Source organism: Kitasatospora sp. NPDC056138, from assembly GCF_042264695.1.
In the GTDB taxonomy this organism is placed as follows: Bacteria; Actinomycetota; Actinomycetes; order Streptomycetales; family Streptomycetaceae; genus Kitasatospora.
Map to the genome: position 1 here is coordinate 14,089 of NZ_JBHJVK010000008.1, position 18,787 is coordinate 32,875.

At 70.3% G+C, this 18,787-nt stretch carries 17 protein-coding genes; 8 read left to right on the plus strand and 9 right to left on the minus strand.

Features of this window, described 5'->3' with window-relative positions; genetic code table 11:
* The first annotated feature begins 123 nt into the window (after positions 1–123).
* Together era and ACFC1R_RS07880 are read left to right on the plus strand one after the other, a co-directional pair.
* Complete coding sequence (gene era, locus ACFC1R_RS07875) at positions 124–1,053, plus strand: GTPase Era (RefSeq protein ID WP_375934448.1); 930 nt, start codon at positions 124–126, stop codon at positions 1,051–1,053.
* Between the two features lie 548 nt (positions 1,054–1,601).
* Entirely contained in the window at positions 1,602–2,237 is a 636-nt protein-coding gene (locus ACFC1R_RS07880) for a MerR family transcriptional regulator (RefSeq protein WP_375934451.1), read from the plus strand.
* Between the two features lie 294 nt (positions 2,238–2,531).
* Here ACFC1R_RS07880 and ACFC1R_RS07885 read toward each other — a convergent pair whose 3' ends face one another.
* Together ACFC1R_RS07885 and ACFC1R_RS07890 are read right to left on the minus strand one after the other, a co-directional pair.
* Positions 2,532–2,834: a protealysin inhibitor emfourin gene (locus tag ACFC1R_RS07885; protein ID WP_375934454.1), complete on the minus strand. Its 303-nt coding sequence runs from the start codon at positions 2,832–2,834 to the stop codon at positions 2,532–2,534.
* Positions 2,835–2,904: 70 nt separating this feature from the next.
* Positions 2,905–3,924 carry a M4 family metallopeptidase gene (locus tag ACFC1R_RS07890; protein WP_375934457.1) on the minus strand — a complete coding sequence of 340 codons (1,020 nt, stop codon included), beginning with the start codon at positions 3,922–3,924 and terminating at the stop codon, positions 2,905–2,907.
* A gap of 313 nt (positions 3,925–4,237) precedes the next feature.
* Between ACFC1R_RS07890 and leuA the strand changes: the two genes are divergently transcribed.
* The 4 genes from leuA to ACFC1R_RS07910 all read left to right on the plus strand — a co-directional run bounded on the left by leuA (position 4,238) and on the right by ACFC1R_RS07910 (position 8,894).
* A complete protein-coding gene (gene leuA / locus ACFC1R_RS07895) occupies positions 4,238–6,019 on the plus strand; it encodes a 2-isopropylmalate synthase (RefSeq protein WP_375934460.1) in 1,782 nt (593 codons plus the stop codon).
* 216 nt (positions 6,020–6,235) lie between these two features.
* Positions 6,236–6,901, plus strand: coding sequence for a TerB family tellurite resistance protein (locus tag ACFC1R_RS07900; RefSeq protein ID WP_375934463.1), 666 nt, complete (start codon positions 6,236–6,238; stop codon positions 6,899–6,901).
* 395 nt (positions 6,902–7,296) lie between these two features.
* On the plus strand, positions 7,297–8,043 hold the full coding sequence (gene recO / locus ACFC1R_RS07905; protein WP_375934466.1) for a DNA repair protein RecO: 747 nt from the start codon (positions 7,297–7,299) through the stop codon (positions 8,041–8,043).
* A gap of 5 nt (positions 8,044–8,048) precedes the next feature.
* A complete protein-coding gene (locus ACFC1R_RS07910; RefSeq protein ID WP_375934469.1) occupies positions 8,049–8,894 on the plus strand; it encodes an isoprenyl transferase in 846 nt (281 codons plus the stop codon).
* Between the two features lie 212 nt (positions 8,895–9,106).
* Here the strand turns inward: ACFC1R_RS07910 and ACFC1R_RS07915 are convergent, their stop codons facing one another.
* The 4 genes from ACFC1R_RS07915 to ACFC1R_RS07930 all read right to left on the minus strand — a co-directional run bounded on the left by ACFC1R_RS07915 (position 9,107) and on the right by ACFC1R_RS07930 (position 12,432).
* Positions 9,107–9,520 (minus strand): Fur family transcriptional regulator, encoded by a 414-nt coding sequence (locus tag ACFC1R_RS07915; protein ID WP_375934472.1) that lies wholly within the window; start codon positions 9,518–9,520, stop codon positions 9,107–9,109.
* Positions 9,521–9,555: 35 nt separating this feature from the next.
* On the minus strand, positions 9,556–10,578 hold the full coding sequence (locus ACFC1R_RS07920; RefSeq protein WP_375934888.1) for a metal ABC transporter permease: 1,023 nt from the start codon (positions 10,576–10,578) through the stop codon (positions 9,556–9,558).
* Positions 10,578–11,414: a metal ABC transporter ATP-binding protein gene (locus ACFC1R_RS07925; RefSeq protein ID WP_375934475.1), complete on the minus strand. Its 837-nt coding sequence runs from the start codon at positions 11,412–11,414 to the stop codon at positions 10,578–10,580. The genes ACFC1R_RS07920 and ACFC1R_RS07925 overlap by 1 nt, the downstream gene beginning before the upstream one ends.
* A 61-nt stretch (positions 11,415–11,475) precedes the next feature.
* Positions 11,476–12,432 (minus strand): metal ABC transporter substrate-binding protein, encoded by a 957-nt coding sequence (locus tag ACFC1R_RS07930; protein WP_375934478.1) that lies wholly within the window; start codon positions 12,430–12,432, stop codon positions 11,476–11,478.
* Positions 12,433–12,795: 363 nt separating this feature from the next.
* Here ACFC1R_RS07930 and ACFC1R_RS07935 point away from each other — a divergent pair, with 363 nt between their 5' ends.
* Positions 12,796–14,178 (plus strand): glycine--tRNA ligase, encoded by a 1,383-nt coding sequence (locus tag ACFC1R_RS07935; RefSeq protein ID WP_375934481.1) that lies wholly within the window; start codon positions 12,796–12,798, stop codon positions 14,176–14,178.
* Between the two features lie 270 nt (positions 14,179–14,448).
* Here ACFC1R_RS07935 and ACFC1R_RS07940 read toward each other — a convergent pair whose 3' ends face one another.
* Both ACFC1R_RS07940 and ACFC1R_RS07945 read right to left on the minus strand, forming a co-directional pair.
* Positions 14,449–15,042 (minus strand): NADAR family protein, encoded by a 594-nt coding sequence (locus ACFC1R_RS07940; RefSeq protein WP_375934484.1) that lies wholly within the window; start codon positions 15,040–15,042, stop codon positions 14,449–14,451.
* Between the two features lie 263 nt (positions 15,043–15,305).
* A complete protein-coding gene (locus ACFC1R_RS07945; RefSeq protein WP_375934487.1) occupies positions 15,306–16,760 on the minus strand; it encodes an MFS transporter in 1,455 nt (484 codons plus the stop codon).
* 102 nt (positions 16,761–16,862) lie between these two features.
* Between ACFC1R_RS07945 and ACFC1R_RS07950 the strand changes: the two genes are divergently transcribed.
* On the plus strand, positions 16,863–17,705 hold the full coding sequence (locus ACFC1R_RS07950) for a helix-turn-helix transcriptional regulator (protein WP_375934490.1): 843 nt from the start codon (positions 16,863–16,865) through the stop codon (positions 17,703–17,705).
* Positions 17,706–18,229: 524 nt separating this feature from the next.
* Here the strand turns inward: ACFC1R_RS07950 and ACFC1R_RS07955 are convergent.
* Positions 18,230–18,643: a hypothetical protein gene (locus tag ACFC1R_RS07955; protein ID WP_375934493.1), complete on the minus strand. Its 414-nt coding sequence runs from the start codon at positions 18,641–18,643 to the stop codon at positions 18,230–18,232.
* Positions 18,644–18,787: the final 144 nt, after the last annotated feature.

Here is an 18,787-nt window from a genome sequence, read left to right on the forward strand (position 1 = left end):
GGTCCGTCCTGGACCTTTCCGGGGCCCGTCCAGGGGGCGCCCGGGGCCCCGCTCGGAGCCCGGCCCGGCCACGTCCGGGTGCGGTGTCCGACGGCGCCCATGCGATCAGGGAGAATGGTGCGCATGAGTGCCCCTTCATCCCCGTACCGCTCCGGGTTCGCGTGCTTCGTCGGACGTCCGAACGCGGGCAAGTCGACCCTGACCAACGCGCTGGTCGGGACGAAGGTCGCGATCACCTCCGACCGTCCGCAGACCACCCGGCACACCGTGCGCGGCATCGTGCACCGCCCGGACGCCCAGCTCGTACTGGTCGACACCCCCGGTCTGCACAAGCCCCGTACGCTGCTCGGCGAGCGGCTCAACGACCTGGTGCGCAGCACCTGGGCCGAGGTCGACGTGATCGGCTTCTGCCTGCCCGCCGACCAGAAGCTCGGTCCCGGCGACAAGTTCATCGCCAAGGAACTCGCCGAGATCAAGAAGACCCCCAAGGTCGCCATCGTCACCAAGACCGACCTGGTCGACTCCAAGCGGCTGGCCGAGCAGCTGATCGCCATCCACCAGCTCGGCATCGAGCTGGGCATCGAGTGGGCCGAGATCATCCCGGTCTCCGCGGTCGGCGACAAGCAGGTCGAGCTGGTCGCCGAGCTGATCACCAAGCTGCTCCCCGAGGGCCAGCCGCTCTACCCGGACGGCGACCTCACCGACGAGCCCGAGCAGATCATGGTCGCCGAGCTGATCCGCGAGGCCGCCCTCGAAGGCGTCCGGGACGAGCTCCCGCACTCGCTCGCCGTGGTGGTCGAGGAGATGCTCCCGCGCGAGGGCCGCCCGGCGGACCGCCCGCTGCTGGACATCCATGCCAACGTCTACATCGAGCGCCAGAGCCAGAAGGCCATCGTGATCGGCGCCAAGGGCTCCCGCCTGAAGCACGTCGGCACCACCGCCCGCAAGCACATCGAGGCCCTCCTCGGCACTCCGGTCTACCTGGACCTGCACGTCAAGGTGGCCAAGGACTGGCAGCGCGACCCGAAGCAGCTGCGCAAGCTCGGCTTCTGACCCACCCGCCACCCCAGGGGCGCGGAGCACTGCTCGACGGAGCAGCGCTCCGCGCCCCTGCGTTCATCGGGCCGCGTACGCACCCGGCGCGCGTTCGACCAGACCCCGCTCCGGCGGCCGCGGGTCGCCCCGGTGGCGGTGGGATGCAACCGGCCGACCAAGGTGGCCAGTTGGAGGTTGCCGGGAAGGGCGCGCGGGTGGCGTTGCGGCGTGCCGGGCGTGTCGCGTGCGCCGGGTGCAGGCCGGGCGGCGGAGTTGGTGGGTGGAGGAGGGGGTCGGGGGTGGCGGTGAGCTTCGCCGGGTCGGAGCGGGAGTCGCGGAGGCCGTCCGCGGTGGTGGCCTCCGGGCGGGCGCGGTGTCCAATCGGGTTGCCGCGGAGGTGAGTTCGGGGCCGGTGCGGCCGGTGGTCCCGGTGGTCCGGCGGGGGAGCGGGCAGTGCTGCGGGTGCGGTATGGAGACGTATGCTATCCATAACGGTTCGGCCCGTGGCGGGCGAGCCGGGCGGCCGGGGCGGTGGGGGCGGTTGCGGCGGGCGGACGGGAGAGGCGATGCGGATCGGTGAGCTGAGCAGTCGAACCGGCGTGCCGCTGCCCACGATCAAGTACTACCTGCGGGAGGGGCTGCTCCCGGCCGGGGAGCGGACCAGTCCCAACCAGGCCCAGTACGGTGCCGCGCACGTACAGCGGCTGAAGCTGGTGCGGGCCATGCTCGACGTCGGGAAGCTCTCCATCGCGGCCACCCGCGAGGTGCTGAACGCCATCGACTCGCCCGGCGGCACCGTGCACGGGATGCTCGGGGTCGCCCAGTCCGCCGTGACGGCCAAGGTCCCGGCCGGTGAGGACGGGGCGTGGCAGGAGGCCGACCGACTGGTGGCCGAGCTGGTCGGGCGCCGGGGCTGGCGGGTCGAGCCCGGGGGGCCGGCCCGGCGGGCGCTGATCCAGGTCGTGGCGACCTACGAGGGCCTCGGCCAGGAGGACCTGCTCGGTCTCCTCGACGAGTACGCGTCGGCCGCCGAGCGTCTGAGCGCCGCCGAAGTCGCCGTGGTCGCGGGCCGGTCCGAGCCGGACGGCCGGGTGGAGGGGGTCGTGATCGGCACGGTGCTGGGCGATGCGCTGATGGCCGCGCTGCGGCGGCTGACCCAGGAGGACGCCTCGCACCGCACCTTCGCCGAGGACGTGCCGTAGACCGGGCAGCACTCCGGAGGCGTGCGGGCGTGCGGGCGTGCGGTCGGGCGGGTGCGGTCGGGCGTGCGGTCGGGCAGGTGCGGTCGGGCGAGCGGGCCCGCCGTGAAGGGGAGTTGGGCCGGTCGGTCGGCCGCTCGCCGTCCGGGGGTGCGAGGCTCCGTCGGCCGAACGCGTGCGCAGTCGGCCGTGTGCAGCTGAACGCCCGTGCAGCCGGCCGAGCGCAGCCTGCCGAGTGGGGGCGGCCGGGTGCGGTCGGTCGGGCAGGGGAGAGCGGAGCCGCGCCCTGAGGTGGTGTCAGTGCCCCCCGGTGAGGCCGGGCTGGGCGGGCTGCGCGATGCCCTCGCGCAGGACCAGCGAGACCAGTTCGTGCTGGGCGTCGGTCAGTTTGGGGTCCGCGCAGTGAACCGTCCGGCCGTCCACGGTGATCTCGTAGTGGAAGCCGTCCGGCACGCCGCACGAAGGGGTGCGGAGCCCACCTGCCACGGCCTCGCGGGCGAGGGCGTGGACGTGCGGCGCGTCGGGTCGGTCGGCGGTGTCCAACTCTGCGCGTTGGGTTCGGCCTGCCAGGCCGCCGGTCCTGGTCACCTGGATACGCATGGTTGCAAGTGTGCTACGCACCGGTGGGCCGTGCTGACTTTTCGCCGAGGACGACGTCCTGCCGGGTGGTTCAGGTGGTGCTGATCCCGACCTGGGACCAGGCGGCGGTCACGGTGTCGGCCACCGCGTGCTCCTGGTAGCGCGCCTTGGCGGCGGCCACGGTGGCCTTGGCGAAGGCGGTGAAGTCGGCGTCGTGGGTGAGCCGGCCGCCGGTCAGGGTGTCGTACCAGATCTGTCCGGCCCGCTCCCAGGCGTTGCCGCCGAGGGCGGTGGCCAGCAGGTAGAAGGCGTGGTTGGGGATCCCGGAGTTGATGTGCACCCCGCCCTGGTCGTCGGCGGTATCGACGTAGTCGCTCAGGTGGGCGGGCTGTGGGTCCTTGCCGAGCTGCGGGTCGTCGTAGGCCGTGCCGGGGGCCTTCATCGAGCGCAGTGCTACGCCCTGGACGCCCGGGGCGAGGAGCCCGGAACCGATCAGCCAGTCCGCGTCGGCGGCGCCCTGCTGCAGGGCGTGCTGCTTGACCAGCGAGCCGAACACGTCCGAGACGGACTCGTTGAGCGCGCCGGGCTGGTCGTGGTAGTCGAGCCCGGCCGTGTACTGGGTGACACCGTGGGTGAGTTCGTGGCCGATCACGTCCACGGAGGCGGTGAAGTCGGTGAATATGACGTTGTCGCCGTCCCCGAAGACCATCTGGGAGCCGTCCCAGAACGCGTTGTCGTAGTCCTGCCCGTAGTGGACCGTGGCGTTCAGCGGCAGCCAGGCTCCGTCGATGGAGTTCCTGGCGTACACGGTCTCGTAGAGCGCGAAGGTGGCGCCGAGGCCGTCGTAGGCGCGGTTGACCGACGCGTCCTCGGCCGCCGCCTGGCCCTCGCGCCGGATCGTCCTGCCGGGTGTCCGCTGGGCGTGGCCGGCGTCGCCGATGGTGCGGGTGAGGTGGTGGGCCGGCGGTGGGGGTGCGACGGCCTGGAGCCGGGCGGTGCGGTGGGTGAGGTCGAGTGCCAGTGAGCGCTGTGCCGGTCCGTGGCCCTGCTCGGCGAGTCGGTCGAGGACGTACGGCGGGACGATCGTGCAGTAGTGGGGTACTGGTCTCATGTCGCCAAGGGTGAGGCATTGATGACTGGTTGTCACGAGGTCGGGAGTCGGCAGTCCGTCTCAAGGGGTGGAATGGTGGCCGGGTTCACTGCCCGTGGCCGGTGGCCTGGGTTACTCTCGGACACATCATGCGTTACGGGCTGCTTCTTCTTAGCTGCCGCGGCGAGGGCCTGTAGTCCAGATAGGCCGGCTCCCTCGCCGCGGGGAGTTGTGTTGCGCCCGATCAATGTCGATGCGGCGCACTAGTCGGCCCAGCCGGTGTCCACCACCCCGGCCAGCCCGCAATCGATCCGGGAAGCTGAGACTCTCCTCCATGACTGAGCAGTCCTCCATCGCTCGCGCGTTCAACGACCGCCCCACCCCGATCACCGCCGCCACCGTGCAGCAGAAGCCCTCGGGCATGCCGTTCCACCGCTACCTGCCGTTCGGCACCGTGGACCTGCCGGACCGCACCTGGCCGAGCCGGGTCATCACCGAGGCGCCGCGCTGGCTCTCCACCGACCTGCGGGACGGCAACCAGGCGCTGATCGACCCGATGTCGCCGGCTCGTAAGCGCAAGATGTTCGACCTGCTGGTGAAGCTGGGCTACAAGGAGATCGAGGTCGGCTTCCCGTCCTCGGGGGCCACCGACTTCGACTTCGTCCGTTCGCTGATCGAGGAGCGGGCGATCCCCGAGGACGTCACCATCTCGGTGCTGACCCAGGCCCGCGAGGACCTGATCGAGCGCACCGTGGAGTCCCTGGTCGGGGCGCCGCGCGCCACCGTCCACCTGTACAACGCGACGTCGCCGCTGTTCCGCCGGGTGGTCTTCAAGGGCAGCAAGGACGACATCAAGGGCATCGCCGTGGACGGCACCCGCCTGGTGATGGAGTACGCCGAGAAGCTGCTGGGCGAGGAGACCGTCTTCGGCTACGAGTACTCGCCGGAGATCTTCATCGACACCGAGCTGGACTTCGCGCTGGAGGTCTGCGAGGCGGTGATGGACGTCTGGCAGCCGGGTGAGGGCCGCGAGATCATCCTGAACCTGCCGACCACGGTGGAGCGTTCCACCCCGAACGTCTACGCCGACAAGATCGAGTGGATGTCGCGCAACCTGTCCCGCCGCGAGTTCGTCTGCCTGTCCTCGCACCCGCACAACGACCGCGGCACCGGTGTCGCCTCGGCCGAACTGGCCGTCATGGCCGGTGCCGACCGGGTCGAGGGCTGCCTGTTCGGCCAGGGCGAGCGGACCGGCAACCTGGACCTGGTCAACGTCGGGATGAACCTGTTCTCGCAGGGCGTCGACCCGATGATCGACTTCTCGGACATCGACGAGATCCGCCGCACCTACGAGTACTGCAACCAGATGGTCGTACCGGAGCGCCACCCGTACGCCGGTGACCTGGTCTACACCTCCTTCTCCGGTTCGCACCAGGACGCGATCAAGAAGGGCTTCGACGCCCTGGAGGCCGACGCCGCCGCGGCGGGCGTCCCGGTCGGCGAGTACACCTGGGGCGTCCCGTACCTGCCGATCGACCCGAAGGACGTCGGCCGCTCCTACGAGGCGGTCATCCGGGTCAACAGCCAGTCCGGCAAGGGCGGTATCGCCTACGTCCTGAAGAACGACCACAAGCTGGACCTGCCGCGCCGGATGCAGATCGAGTTCTCGAAGATCATCCAGGCCAAGACCGACGCCGAGGGCGGCGAGGTCACCCCGGCCGCGATCTGGGACGTCTTCCAGGACGAGTACCTGCCCACCCCGGACAACCCGTGGGGCCGGATCGCGCTGAGCGGTTCGCGCAGCCTGACCACCGAGGACGGCCGCGACGCGCTGTCCGCCGAGGCCGTGGTGGACGGGCGGGGCATCACCCTGGCCGGCACCGGCAACGGCCCGGTCTCCGCCTTCGTCAACGCGCTGGCCGGGATCGACGTGGACGTGCGGGTGCTGGACTACGCCGAGCACGCGCTGAGCGAGGGTGGCGACGCCCAGGCGGCCGCCTATGTGGAGTGCGCGGTCGACGGCCAGGTGCTGTGGGGCGTCGGCATCGACGGCAACACCGTGCTGGCCTCGCTGAAGGCAGTGATCAGCGCCGTCAACCGGGCCCGGCGCGGATAGTTCGTACGGCTGGTTCATGCGAGGGGCCGCCTGGAGGGCGGCCCCTCGCAGTGTGTTCCACGCCACATTTTTACCCGTTCGGGGTGCTGACACATCCTCTTAACCATGGCAGCATCTATGCACCGGAACCGAGGTCGGTGGGACGGCTCCCGGCGTCCGGTCGCGTGACCTGCCCATTGATGCGCAGGCCGCCTGCCATGTCTGGGGAGTGGCGCCGTGACAGGGTTGTGGGGTGTTCGCCCTCGCTGGCGGACGGACGTCCTCGGTGATTTCTTCTGCCCCGGCTGTGGTGGGGACCGCAACTACCGTCGGCAGCACGGACGGCGGTGGCTGCGGCTGCTCGGCACCCCGCTGGTGCCGCTCGGTCCCGTCGTCGGCAGCGTCCAGTGCACCAGCTGCCACGGCCGGTACGGCATGGAGACCCTGGAGCAGGTCACCTGCGTCCGACTCGCCTCGATGCTCCGCGACGCCCAGTACACCGTCGCCCTCGCGGTCCTCGCCGCAGGCGGTACCAGCGGCCGGGCCGCCAGGGAGGCGGCCTGCACCACGATCCGCGAGGCCGGCTTCGAGGACTGCGGGGAGGCCCAGATCCTGGCCGCCCTGGCCGCCCTCACCGGGCTGAGCGGAGAAGGCCCGCTCGACCTCGACGGCCACGGCAGTGGCCTCACCATCGAACTGCACGCCGCACTGGAGCCGCTGGCCCCGCACCTCGCCCAGCAGGGCCGCGAGCGACTGGTCCTCCAGGGCGCCACGGTCGCGCTGGCGGACGGGCGCTACCTGCCGCAGGAGCGCGCCGCGCTGGCCGCCGTCGGCCGCTGCCTCAAGCTCGGCGAGGGGCGGGTCGGCGAACTCCTGGACGCCGCGGCGGGCGCACCGCACTGACCCGGGGCGGGCGCACCGCACCGGCCCGCTGCCGTACTGATCTATTGCCGTACTGATCTACTGCCGGACTGATCTACTGCCGGACTGACTCGCTGCCGTACCGACCGACTGCCTTACTGCCGTACCTGTCGCTCCCGGCCCGTGGCTGTTCCGACCCGCAGCCGGCTCCTGCTCCTTGGTTCTCTGGCTCTCTGGTTCCCTGCTTCTCTTCCCTCCTCCACCCGATTCCTCTCGGACCGGGCCCGACATCCCCCACTCCGGGCCCGCCGTGTCCCGTGCCCGCCGATGTCCCCCCACGGACCAGGGCGCGGGCACACGGCTGCCCGCAGCGGCTTCGGAGTGCGCGAGAATGGTCGGATGGCCACACTGTTCGACCTCCGCGCCGGGGTGCGCCGATGAGCCTCTTCCGCGACGACGGCGTGGTCCTGCGCACCCAGAAACTGGGCGAGGCCGACCGCATCATCACCCTGCTCACCCGCCAGCACGGTCGGGTCCGCGCGGTGGCCCGGGGCGTCCGCAAGACCAAGTCCAAGTTCGGCGCCCGGCTGGAGCCCTTCTCCCACGTCGACGTGCAGTTCTTCAGCCGGGGTGCCGACCTGATCGGCCGCGGGCTGCCGCTCTGCACCCAGGTGGAGACCATCGCCCCCTACGGCGGCTCGATCGTCACCGACTACGGCCGGTACACCGCCGGGACGGCCATGCTGGAGACGGCGGAACGATTCGCCGAGAACGAGGGCGAACCGGCCGTCCAGCAGTACCTGTTGCTGGTCGGCGGACTGCGCACGCTGGCCGCCGGACTGCACGAGTCGCACCTGGTGATGGACGCCTTCCTGCTCAGGTCGCTCGCGGTCAACGGGTACGGCGCGAGTTTCACGGACTGCGCCAAGTGCGGACTGCCCGGTCCCAACCGCTTCTTCTCGCTCCAGGCGGGCGGAGTGCTCTGCCCGGACTGCCGAGTGCCTGGAAGTGCCGTACCCTCCCCTGAGACACTGGTACTGCTCGGCGCGCTGCTGTCAGGGGACTGGCAGACGGCGGACAACTGCGAGCCTCGGTACTGGCGGGAGGGCAGCGGGCTGGTGGCCGCCTATCTGCAGTGGCACCTGGAGCGGGGTATCCGCTCGATGAGATACGTGGAGAAGTGAGCAGCATGGCAGCGCGACGGCTCTTCGGCGGTAAGCAGCGCGATTACGTCACCCCGGCCCCGCACCCGAGCGGCGCCAAGCCCCCGAAGCTCCCCGGTGAGCTCGTGCCCGGTCACGTCGCGATCGTGATGGACGGCAACGGCCGCTGGGCGAAGGAGCGCGGGCTGCCGCGCACCGAGGGGCACAAGGTCGGTGAGTCGGTCGTCCTCGACGTGCTCAAGGGTGCCATCGAGCTCGGCGTGAAGAACGTGTCCCTGTACGCCTTCTCCACCGAGAACTGGAAGCGTTCCCCGGAAGAGGTGAAGTTCCTGATGAACTTCAACCGGGACGTCATCCGCCGCCGCCGTGACGAACTCGACGCGATGGGTGTCCGGATCCGCTGGGCTGGCCGGATGCCCCGGCTCTGGAAGAGCGTGGTCCAGGAGCTCCAGGTCGCCCAGGAGCAGACCAAGAACAACGACGCCGTCACCCTCTACATGTGCGTCAACTACGGTGGCCGGGCCGAGATCGCGGACGCCGCGGCGGCCATGGGCCGGGATGTCGCGGCCGGCAAGCTGGACCCGGCGAAGATCTCCGAGAAGACCATCGCCAAGTACCTGTACCACCCCGACATGCCGGACGTGGACCTGCTGCTGCGCCCCAGCGGCGAGCAGCGCACCTCCAACTTCCTGCTCTGGCAGAGCGCGTACGCCGAGTTCGTGTTCCAGGACGTGCTCTGGCCGGACTTCGACCGGCGTGATCTGTGGCGGGCCTGCGAGCAGTTCGCGATGCGCGATCGTCGTTTCGGCGGCGCCATCCCCAATGAGGTCAGCCCCAACGAGGTCAGCCCCGAGGTGCCGACGCAGCGCTGACGTCGGGTCCGGTGCCGGGGTTCTGGTGCGGGGCGGGCACGAGGCTGAGGTGCCGGGGTTCCGGTGCGGGGCGGGCACGAGGCTGAGGTGCCGGGGTTCCGGTGCGGGGGGTCCGGTGCGGGGCGGGCACGAGGCTGGGGTGCTGCGCGGCGCTGAAGTGACGCACGAAGGGCCCGGGAGCGGTTGTCGCTCCCGGGCCCTTCGCCGTCCGCTCAGCCCTTCTTGGCCGCGCACTCCCCGCAGAGGCCGAAGATCTCCAGCGTGTGGGCGATGTCGGTGTACCCGTGCTCAGCGGCCACGGTGTTGGCCCAGCGCTCGACCGCGGGGCCCTCGACCTCCACGGTCGCACCGCACTCGCGGCAGACCAGGTGGTGGTGGTGCCCGCTGCTGCAGCGGCGGTAGACCGCCTCGCCGTCCGCAGTGCGCAGCACGTCCACCTCACCGGCGTCGGCCAGTGACTGCAGAGTGCGGTACACCGTGGTCAGCCCGACCGAGTCGCCCCGGTGCTTGAGCATGTCGTGCAGCTCCTGGGCGCTGCGGAAGTCCTCGATCTCGTCCAGGGCCGCCGAGACGGCGGCTCGCTGCCGAGTGGATCGGGCGCGCGGCGACGGGCCTGCGGTGGTCACCGTGGGTCCTCCTGGGGGTGGGTTCGTCTAGCTTTTCATTGTGCCAGCCCCGTACTGGCGATCGGGTCGCTCTCCAGAGCTCCGTTCGCACTCGTGGTGTGGAGGTCCTTGCCGCCGACCTGCTCCCGGCCGCCGTCCTGCGACCTGTCCTGCGATCCGCCCTGTGGTCCGCTGTGCGACCTGCCGCTGTCCTGGGCGGGGATCGTGACCTCGCAGATCTCGGGCCCGTGGTCGGCGGCGGCGCGGTGGCGGCGGCGGGCCAGTGGCGCGGCGATCGCGCTGAACACGGCGAAGATCGCGATGGCGAGCAGCACGATGGCCGGGCCTGACGGCACGTCGGCCTGGTACGAGCCGGCCACGCCTGCCACCGCGACCGTGATGCCGAGCGCGATGGCGGCCGCCTGGGTCGCGGCGAAGGAGCGGGTGAGCTGCTGGGCCGCCGCAACCGGGACCACCATCAGCGCGCTGACCAGCAGCAGCCCGACCACCCGCATGGCCACGGTCACGGTGACGGCGGCGGTGACGGCCAGCAGCAGGTTGAGGACGCGCACCGGAATGCCCGTGACCCGGGCGAACTCCTCGTCCTGGCAGATCGCGAAGAGCTGGCGGCGCAGGCCGATGGTGATGGCGATCACCACGGCGCCGAGGATCGCGATGGTGCTCAGGTCGGACGGCGAGACGGTGAGGATGGAGCCCCACAGGTAGCTCTCCAGGCTGCCGCTGCCGGCCTGGGCACTCTTGCTGACCAGCAGCTTTCCGCAGGCCATACCGCCGTAGAAGAGCATCGCGAGGGCGATGTCGCCGCGCTGCTTGCCACGGGAGCGGACCAGCTCCATCACGATCGCGCCGAGCACGCAGACCACGACGGCCATCCAGATCGGGCTGGTCTGGAACAGGAAGCCGAGGCCGACACCGGTCAGGGCGACGTGCCCGATACCGTCACCCATCAGGGCCTGTCGCCGTTGGACCAGGTAGACGCCGACGGCGGGTGCGGTGATGCCGACTAGAACGGCGGCGATCAGCGCTCGCTGCATGAAGTCGTAGTTGAGCATGTCGATCATGCGAGCAGCCTCGGGGTGTTGTGCAGGTGGTCGTCGTCCGCATGCGGGTGGACGTGGTCGTGGCCGGGCAGGGCGTGCTGTCCGACGTCCTTGGGGGGTGGGCCGTCGTGGGAGACGCAGCCGTCGCGGAGTACCACGGCCCGGTCGATCAGCGGCTCCAGCGGGCCGAGTTCGTGCAGTACGAGCAGGACGGCGGCACCGCGCTCGACCTCGCGGCGCAGGGTGTCGGCGAGGACCTGCTGGCTGGCCATGTCGACCCCGGCCATCGGCTCGTCCATGATCAGCAGATCCGGGGTGCCGACCAGCGCACGGGCGATCAGTACCCGCTGGTGCTGACCGCCGGAGAGGTTGGCCACCCCGTCCTCGGCGCGGTCCAGCATGCCGACGGCGTCCAGTGCCCGGTCCACGGCGTCCCGGTCCCTGCGGCGGAACGGCAGCAGCCGGTGCTGCGGCAGCCGACCGGTGGAGACCACCTCGCGGACGGTCGCGGGCACCCCGCCGGCGGCGGTGGTGCGCTGGGGCACGTACCCGATCCGGTGCCAGTCCTTGAACCGGGCGTACGGCTTGCCGAAGAGCTCGTGGCCGCCGCGCTCCAGCGGGACCGAGCCGATCACGGCCTTGACGGTGGTCGACTTGCCGGAGCCGTTGGCGCCGAGCAGTGCGACCACCTCGCCGGGCCGCACCACGAGGTCGATGCCGCGCAGGACCGGACGGCCTTCGAGGGAGGCGACGGCGTCGCGGAGCGAGACGGCCGCGGGTTCGGCGTCGGCGGGAACCGGGTGCCGCGCCCCGGCGGAGTCCGTCGGCGCCGTGTCGGGTATGACAGAGCTCATGGCTGGGGTGTCCTCTTGGTGTCTTGGCCGCGACGGATCACGTTCTCGGCCGACCGGGCTCTCAACTGGCGGTGCCGAGTGCGGCCTGAAGGTTGGTCAGGTTCTGGCGCATGATCGAGAAGTAGTCGTTCGCGGACGGGTCCTTCACGCCCTCGATCGGGTCGAGTACGGCGGTCTTCAGGTCGAGGTCCTTGGCGACGGTCTTGGCCAGGTCGGGGCTGACCAGCGCCTCGAAGAAGATCGTGGTGACGCCGTTGTCCTTGGCGGCCTTCTGGATCGAGGCCAGCCGGGCCGGGGTCGGTTCGGCCTCCGGGTCCACGCCGTTGATGGCGATCTGGTTCAGGCCGTAGTGGTCGGCGAGGTAGCCGAAGGCGGCGTGGCTGGTGACGAAGGTCTTGGTCTTCGTGTCCTTCAGTCCGGCCTGGAACTCCTTGTCGAGGGCCGACAGCTTGGTGACCAGCTCGTCGGTGTTCTTCCGGTAGTCGGCGGCGTGGTCCGGGTCGGCCTTGGCCAGCTCGGCGCCGACGCTCTTGGCGACGGCGGCGTACCGGGTCGGGTCGAGCCAGATGTGCGGGTCGCCTGCCGCGTCGGTGTGGTCGTGGCCGTCCTGGCCCGCGCTTCCCTCGTCCAGGTGGTGGTCGACCAGCGGTGAGGCGGCGGTGGCGTCCACGACGTGCTTGACGGGGCTCTGCTCGACGACCTTGTCGACGGAGGGCTGGAGGCCCTTGAGGTAGACCACCAGGCCGGCGCTCTGCACGGAGGCGACCTGCTTGGCCTTGAGTTCGAGATCGTGCGGCTCGACGCCGGCGGCGGTGAGGTCGGTGACCTTCACATGGCTGCCGCCGATCTGCTCGGCGAGGAACTCCATCGGATAGAACGACGCCACCACGCTCAGCCTGCCGTCGCCGGTCTTGCCCTCGGCGCTGCTCGAACCGCCGCAGGCGCTCAGGGCGAGGGCGCCGACAACGGCGGTGGCGGTCAGGGCTATCGAGGTGGTCGGGAGACGTCGCAGCATCATGACAACCATTGTCATCTTAAGTGGAAATGATTGTCAACTCACCCGATTGGCGTATTGATGGTGCACGGGTGGCGCACGGGTGTGGATGGCCACAGGTGTCGTGTGCGGGGGCGTGCACGGGCGTGAGTGGCGTACGGGTGGTGCATGGGCCTGGATGGCGCATGGGAGAAGCACGGGTGGTGCCGGGCCGGTGCGGGGCCGGTGAATGGATGACGCGTCCCGGACGTGCAGATCGGGGCCCGACCCGGAATACCGAGTTGAACCGTCTACCCACCAGCCCGGTAACCTGAGGTATTCGGGTGCGTGCAACCAGCCGCGCCTTGACCGTGCCGTCGAACCTGACGTCGTACTGAAGAGAGCACTGTGGCCGCCGACAAGATCGACACGATTGTCAGCCTGAGCAAGCGCCGTGGCTTCGTCTACCCCTGCAGCGAGATCTATGGCGGTACCCGTGCCGCCTGGGACTACGGGCCACTGGGCGTCGAGCTCAAGGAGAACATCAAGCGCCAGTGGTGGCGTGCGATGGTCACCGCTCGGGAGGACGTCGTCGGTCTCGACTCGTCGGTGATCCTGGCCCGCGAGGTCTGGGAGGCCTCCGGCCACGTCGCCACCTTCAACGACCCGCTGACCGAGTGCCTCTCCTGCCACAAGCGGTTCCGCGCGGACCACCTGGAGGAGGCGTACGAGGCCAAGCACGGCAAGCTGCCGGCCAACGGTCTCGCCGACATCAACTGCCCGAACTGCGGCAACAAGGGTGCCTTCACGGAGCCCAAGGAGTTCTCGGGCATGCTGAAGACGCACCTCGGCGTCACCGAGGACGCGGGCGGCCTGGCCTACCTGCGCCCGGAGACCGCGCAGGGCATCTTCACCAACTTCAAGGCCGTGCAGACCACTTCGCGCAAGAAGCCGCCGTTCGGCATCGCCCAGGTCGGCAAGAGCTTCCGCAACGAGATCACTCCCGGCAACTTCATCTTCCGTACCCGCGAGTTCGAGCAGATGGAGATGGAGTTCTTCGTCAAGCCGGGCGAGGACGAGAAGTGGCACGAGTACTGGCTTGAGCAGCGTTGGAACTGGTACGTGGACATGGGTCTGCGCACCGAGAACATGCGCTTCTTCGAGCACCCGAAGGAGAAGCTCTCCCACTACGCCAAGCGCACGGTGGACATCGAGTACCGCTTCAACTTCGGCGGCAGCGAGTTCTCCGAGCTGGAGGGCATCGCCAACCGGACCGACTACGACCTCACGGTGCACAGCGAGGCGTCCGGCCAGGACCTGAAGTACTTCGACCAGGAGTCCGGCGAGCGGTACTTCCCGTACGTCATCGAGCCCGCAGCCGGTCTGAACCGCGCCATGCTGGCCTTCCTGCTGGACGCCTACTTCGAGGACGAGGCGCCCAACGCCAAGGGCGTCATGGAGAAGCGCGTCGGCATGCGGCTCGACCCGCGCCTCGCGCCGGTCAAGGTCGCGGTCCTGCCGCTGTCGCGCAACGCCGACCTCTCGCCGAAGGCCCGCGGCCTGGCCGCCGACCTGCGGACGGCCTGGAACGTCGAGTTCGACGACGCCGGCGCCATCGGCAAGCGCTACCGCCGTCAGGACGAGATCGGTACGCCGTTCTGCGTCACCGTCGACTTCGACACCCTTGAGGACAATGCGGTCACCATCCGTGACCGCGACACCATGGCGCAGGAGCGTGTCTCCCTCGACCAGGTGAAGTCCTACCTGGCGGCCCGCCTCATCGGCTGCTGATCGGTTGTCGATCGGCTGCTGATCGACCGGAGCTGGGTCGCTGGCGGGTTCTGCCGTCGGCAACCCGGCTCGTCGGCCCCCGTGCGGATACTCCGCGCGGGGGCCGACGGTTTTGGGTGACTGCGGGTGCGGGTGCGGGTGCGATTGCTGGCGACTGCAGGCGATCGCGGGCGGCTGCCGGACGGGCCGGGCGGGCCGGATGGCGGGGTCGTGGAGGGCGGGGTCGTGGAGGGCGGGGTCGTGGAGGGCGGGGGTACGGAGGCGGGAGAGTCAGGCGTCGCGCTGTTGGGCTGCGAGGCGGGTGCGGGCCTCCATGAGGGCGAAACCCAGTAGGTTGAGGCCGCGCCATGCGGCGGGCTCGGTCGCTCGTTCGTTGTCGGCGGCGAGGCCGATGCCCCAGAGCCGGTCGAGTGGGCTGGCCTCCACGAGCACTCGCTGTGCGGTGCCGAGCAGGTACTCCCGAAGGGCGTCGTCCTGGCCGAACTTGGCCACATTGCCCTGGACCACCAACTCGAAGCGTTCGGTCGCCCAGCGCTCCTCGTCGAAACCCTGGACGAGCCGCCCGAGCTTCTTCGCTTCGGCCGGGGTGCGGGCGGCGAGGATCCGTGGCAGCGCCTGATCGTCCCCGAAGAGCCGGGCCTTGCTCGCCATCATCCAGTGCTCGGCCGTTGCGTACGTTGCCCCGTCCACGGTGAACTCGGCCGGCCACCACTGACTGAGCGAACCCGCGCCCACCTGGCCGTCCCGCTCCGGCTGGTGCCCCCAGAAGAGCAGGTACTTGGGGCGGGCACCTGCTGCCACGAGAGCGCTGAGCTCTTCGCGGGAACGGGTCTCGGCCGGGGTCCGGGGCTGCGGCGTCGTCATATCGTCATCCTGACACGAAGGGCTGGTGATGGCTCCCGAATTTGCCTGCAGTCACGGCCGCTCTGTTCTGTCCGGTCCATCCGGTGTTGCCCTGATCTGCCTGACCCCGTATCGACCGGCCCCGTTGTGCCCGTTCAGCCCGATCCTGCGCTGCCCGATCCTGCAGCACCCGGCGCTGTTCCGGCCGGTGCCGTTCTGGCGGGCCCGGTCGGGCGAGAGCTGGGCCAGGGACGGGAAGGGACGACGAGCGTCGGCCGGTCGACTCAGGCGACCGTGCGAGGCAGTCGGACGCTCAACAGGAAGATGGCCGCAGACCCGGTCAGTTGCAGGCTCAGGACCAGAGCCAGCGCGTGGTCGATGCCGATCGTCGGGGAGAGGGAGAGGAAGAGCGTGCCCAGGGTGGCCACCCCAAGTGCGAGGCTGGACTGCTGCGTTGTGGCCAGCACCCCGCTGCCGACGCCTGCGCGCTCGATCGGGACCTTGGACAGTACGACCCGGAACAGCGGTGTCCCGATCAGGCCCTGGCCGATGCCGGCCAATGCCACGCCGGGCAGCATCCGCCACGGCGAGAAGTGCGCCCAGTCCATCAGTACCGTGGCGATCAGGACGGCCAGCCCCAAGCCCTGGACCACCGCTCCGACGGTGATCACCCGGCTGCCGAACCGGCTGATCAGGCGCGGCCCGCTCAGCGAGGCGAAGAAGTAGCCGACCGCCATCGGCACCAGTGCCCACCCTGCCGCGACCGGTCCAAGCCGCAGCCCCTGCTGCAGCATGACGGCCACCACGAACATGAAGCCGCCGAAGCCCGTGAAGTACGGCACCGCGACCCCGAGGCCCCGGCGCATCTCCGGTATCCGCAGCAGTGAGAGCGGCACCAGCGGGACCTGACCCGCACGCTCCGCTCGCCGCTCCACGTAGAGGAAGGCGGCAGCGAGGAACGGGAACGCGCCGAGCAGCACCCAGGACCAGAGCGGCCAGCCTGCGGCGCGTCCCTCCATCAGCGGCAGGAACAGTGCGAGCAGCGCTGCCGTCAGCAGCGCGGTGCCGGGAAGGTCGACGCCGGCGGCGTGCGGCGAGCGGCTCTCCGGTACGTACGGGACCGCGAGGACTGCGGTGAGCAGCGCGAACGGCACGTTCAGCAGGAACACGGCGCGCCAGCCGGTGCCGAAGAGGTCGGCGGAGACCAGCATCCCGCCGAGGACCTGTCCGATCACCACGGAGATGCCGCCGACGGCTCCGTAGATGCTCAGCGCCCGGGCGCGCTGCGGACCGCTGCTGGCTGCGGTGATGGTGGCGAGCACCTGCGGCAGCAGCAACGCGGCCGAGGCGCCTTGGGCTGCCCGGGCGGCGACCAGCGTCCACGCGGTGGGTGCGAGGCCGCAGACCAGGGAGGTGACGGCGAAGGCCGCCGCACCGGCGATGAAGAGCCGGCGGCGACCGAAGGTGTCACCGAGTCGCCCGCCGAGTACCAGGAGTACCGCGAAGGCTATGCCGTACCCGGCGGCGACGAGTTCCAGTACTGCGGGCCCGGCAGCCAGATCATGGTCGATGGTGGGCAGTGCGACGTTGACGATGAAGAAGTCGAGCATCGGCAGGAAGGCGCCGAGCAGGACGGTGACGAGGCCTGCCGTCCCGAGAGCGGGGGCGGCGGGCTGGGCCAGGGGGCTGGTCCGTGAGATCGCGGGTGGGGTCTGCGGGATCGCGAGTCGCTGGGTCACGAGCACTACGATCCGCTCTCGCTCACCCTGGTACCAGATGGCGTTTATCCAGGTATAAGAAGTACCTGGCAACAGGATCCCATTTCGCGCATCCTTGGCCTTATGACGACCACCACCTTGCCGACCGACAGCCGTCGGAGCGAACTGGCGACCTTCCTCCGCAGCCGTCGGGAGCGGATCTCGCCGGAGCAGGTCGGCCTGCCGCTGACCGGGCGCCGCCGGACCCCGGGGCTGCGCCGGGAGGAAGTCGCGCAGCTCGCTGCCGTAGGAGTCACCTGGTACACCTGGCTGGAACAGGGAAGGGACATCCAGGTCTCGGCCCAGGTGCTGGACTCGGTGGCCCGAACCCTGCAGCTCGACCGGAGCGAGCGGGCCCATCTCTTCGTCCTGGCCGGCTCGGAGGATCCGACCCCGGTGCCGGAGTGCCCGACCATCACGCCGTCCGTGCGGGCCGTACTGGAGCGGCTCGAACCGGTGCCCGCCGTGGTGCTCAACAGTCGGTACGACATCCTGGCCTACAACCATGCCTACACCTGGCTGGCGGGGGACCTCGACGGGATGCCGTTCGAGGAGCGGAACGTGCTGTGGCTGCTCTTTTCCCAGTCCCGCTTCTCCTCGGTGCTGGTGGATGTCCAGGAGGCGCGCGAGTCGGTGACGGCCCGATTCCGGGCGGCGATGGCCGAACACTCCTCGGAGCCGGTCTGGAAGAACCTCCTCCAACGCCTGCGCTGGACTTTCCCCGAGTTCGAGACGGTCTGGGATCGGCACGAGGTGTCCGGGCCCGGCAACGGTCTCAAGCGATTTCTGCTTCCCGAGGTCGGTCTGGTCCGCTTCGAGTACACCAACCTGTGGCTGGGGCCTCGGCCGAGCACTCGGCTGGTGGCCTACACGCCGCAGGACGAGGAGACGCAGCAGCGCCTGGAACAGCTCGCAGCCGCCCGCTGAGCCACGCCCGGGCCGGTGGGACGAGGGCGAGTGGACGGGCACTGCGTCAACGGTGCTGACCGCACCGGTCGCACTGGCCATGCCGAATGCATTGACCGCACCGGCGGCCTTGGTCACGTCAGATGTACCGGCCGTACCGGCCGTGACTTCGGTGGCTCCGGCCCGAAGTGGCGGTCTGCCCTGCGCGGTACTGGTGATCGGGCCACTAAGGGCCAGGACGGTGCAGAGCCACGCCAGTGGCAGCTCTGCACAGAGCGCCATCACCACGGCTCCGGCGAGTTGGGTGCCGTAGGCCGTTGTGTGGACGTCGTACCAGGCATCGCCGAGCAGCAGGGCAGCGGCCACTGCTGCCATCTGTCGGCTGTAGGGGCTGCTCTGTCGTAGCAGTGCACCGGTGCTGATCAGGGTAGTTGCCTCCAGGCAGTCGAGCACGGACCAGCCCGCGCCAACTGCGGGGGCAGCTGCCAGTAGTGCTGCCCACGGCAGCAGCACCACTCCGCAGGCGATCAGCAACCGGTGCAGACTCATGACGCCCGCCCGGCTCGCATCCGGACCGACAGCGCGTCATCGTGGGGAACCCGCGCCTGCACCGAGCCGCAGGGCGGCCCGTCGGACCAGGCCAGCCAGAACGAGTCGGAGAGCGGAACCACCTGGACCGGACGGTGGCTCCGGCCCAGCAAACCGCCACTGGTGAAGGTGACTTCGGGCAGTGAGCCATCGGCCGGCAACCGGCCCCAGGCGAAGCCGGTCGGACCGTCGGCGTCGGCACTGCACCGGGCCCCGCGTAGGACCTGGTGGACGTCGAGGGCGGATACCACCATCACATCCAACAACTCGCCGCACTCGTAGATCTCCAGGGAGGCCCGCCCTCGCTCGGCAGGACTTCTCCTGACCGACCACGGACCCACCCGAGTAGTGCCGCTTTCGTCGTCGGCCACACCCACGCCCCGGCGGGGGGGGGGGGGGGGGCCCCCCCCCCCCCCCCCCCCCGGGGGGGCCCCCCCGCCCCCCCCCCCCCCCGCCCCCCCCCCCCCCAGTTAGATGAAGTCCGGGAAAAAAAAGGCCGGCAAAAACCACAGAGG

Coding starts and splice junctions, on each gene's coding strand:
- ACFC1R_RS07880 (WP_375934451.1), top strand. CDS start 1,602: ATGCGGATCGGTGAGCTGAGCAGTCGAACCGGCGTGCCGCTGCCCACG.
- ACFC1R_RS07950 (WP_375934490.1), top strand. CDS start 16,863: ATGACGACCACCACCTTGCCGACCGACAGCCGTCGGAGCGAACTGGCG.
- ACFC1R_RS07885 (WP_375934454.1), bottom strand. CDS start 2,834: ATGCGTATCCAGGTGACCAGGACCGGCGGCCTGGCAGGCCGAACCCAA.
- era (WP_375934448.1), top strand. CDS start 124: ATGAGTGCCCCTTCATCCCCGTACCGCTCCGGGTTCGCGTGCTTCGTC.
- recO (WP_375934466.1), top strand. CDS start 7,297: ATGAGCCTCTTCCGCGACGACGGCGTGGTCCTGCGCACCCAGAAACTG.
- leuA (WP_375934460.1), top strand. CDS start 4,238: ATGACTGAGCAGTCCTCCATCGCTCGCGCGTTCAACGACCGCCCCACC.
- ACFC1R_RS07930 (WP_375934478.1), bottom strand. CDS start 12,432: ATGATGCTGCGACGTCTCCCGACCACCTCGATAGCCCTGACCGCCACC.
- ACFC1R_RS07910 (WP_375934469.1), top strand. CDS start 8,049: ATGGCAGCGCGACGGCTCTTCGGCGGTAAGCAGCGCGATTACGTCACC.
- ACFC1R_RS07925 (WP_375934475.1), bottom strand. CDS start 11,414: ATGAGCTCTGTCATACCCGACACGGCGCCGACGGACTCCGCCGGGGCG.
- ACFC1R_RS07940 (WP_375934484.1), bottom strand. CDS start 15,042: ATGACGACGCCGCAGCCCCGGACCCCGGCCGAGACCCGTTCCCGCGAA.
- ACFC1R_RS07890 (WP_375934457.1), bottom strand. CDS start 3,924: ATGAGACCAGTACCCCACTACTGCACGATCGTCCCGCCGTACGTCCTC.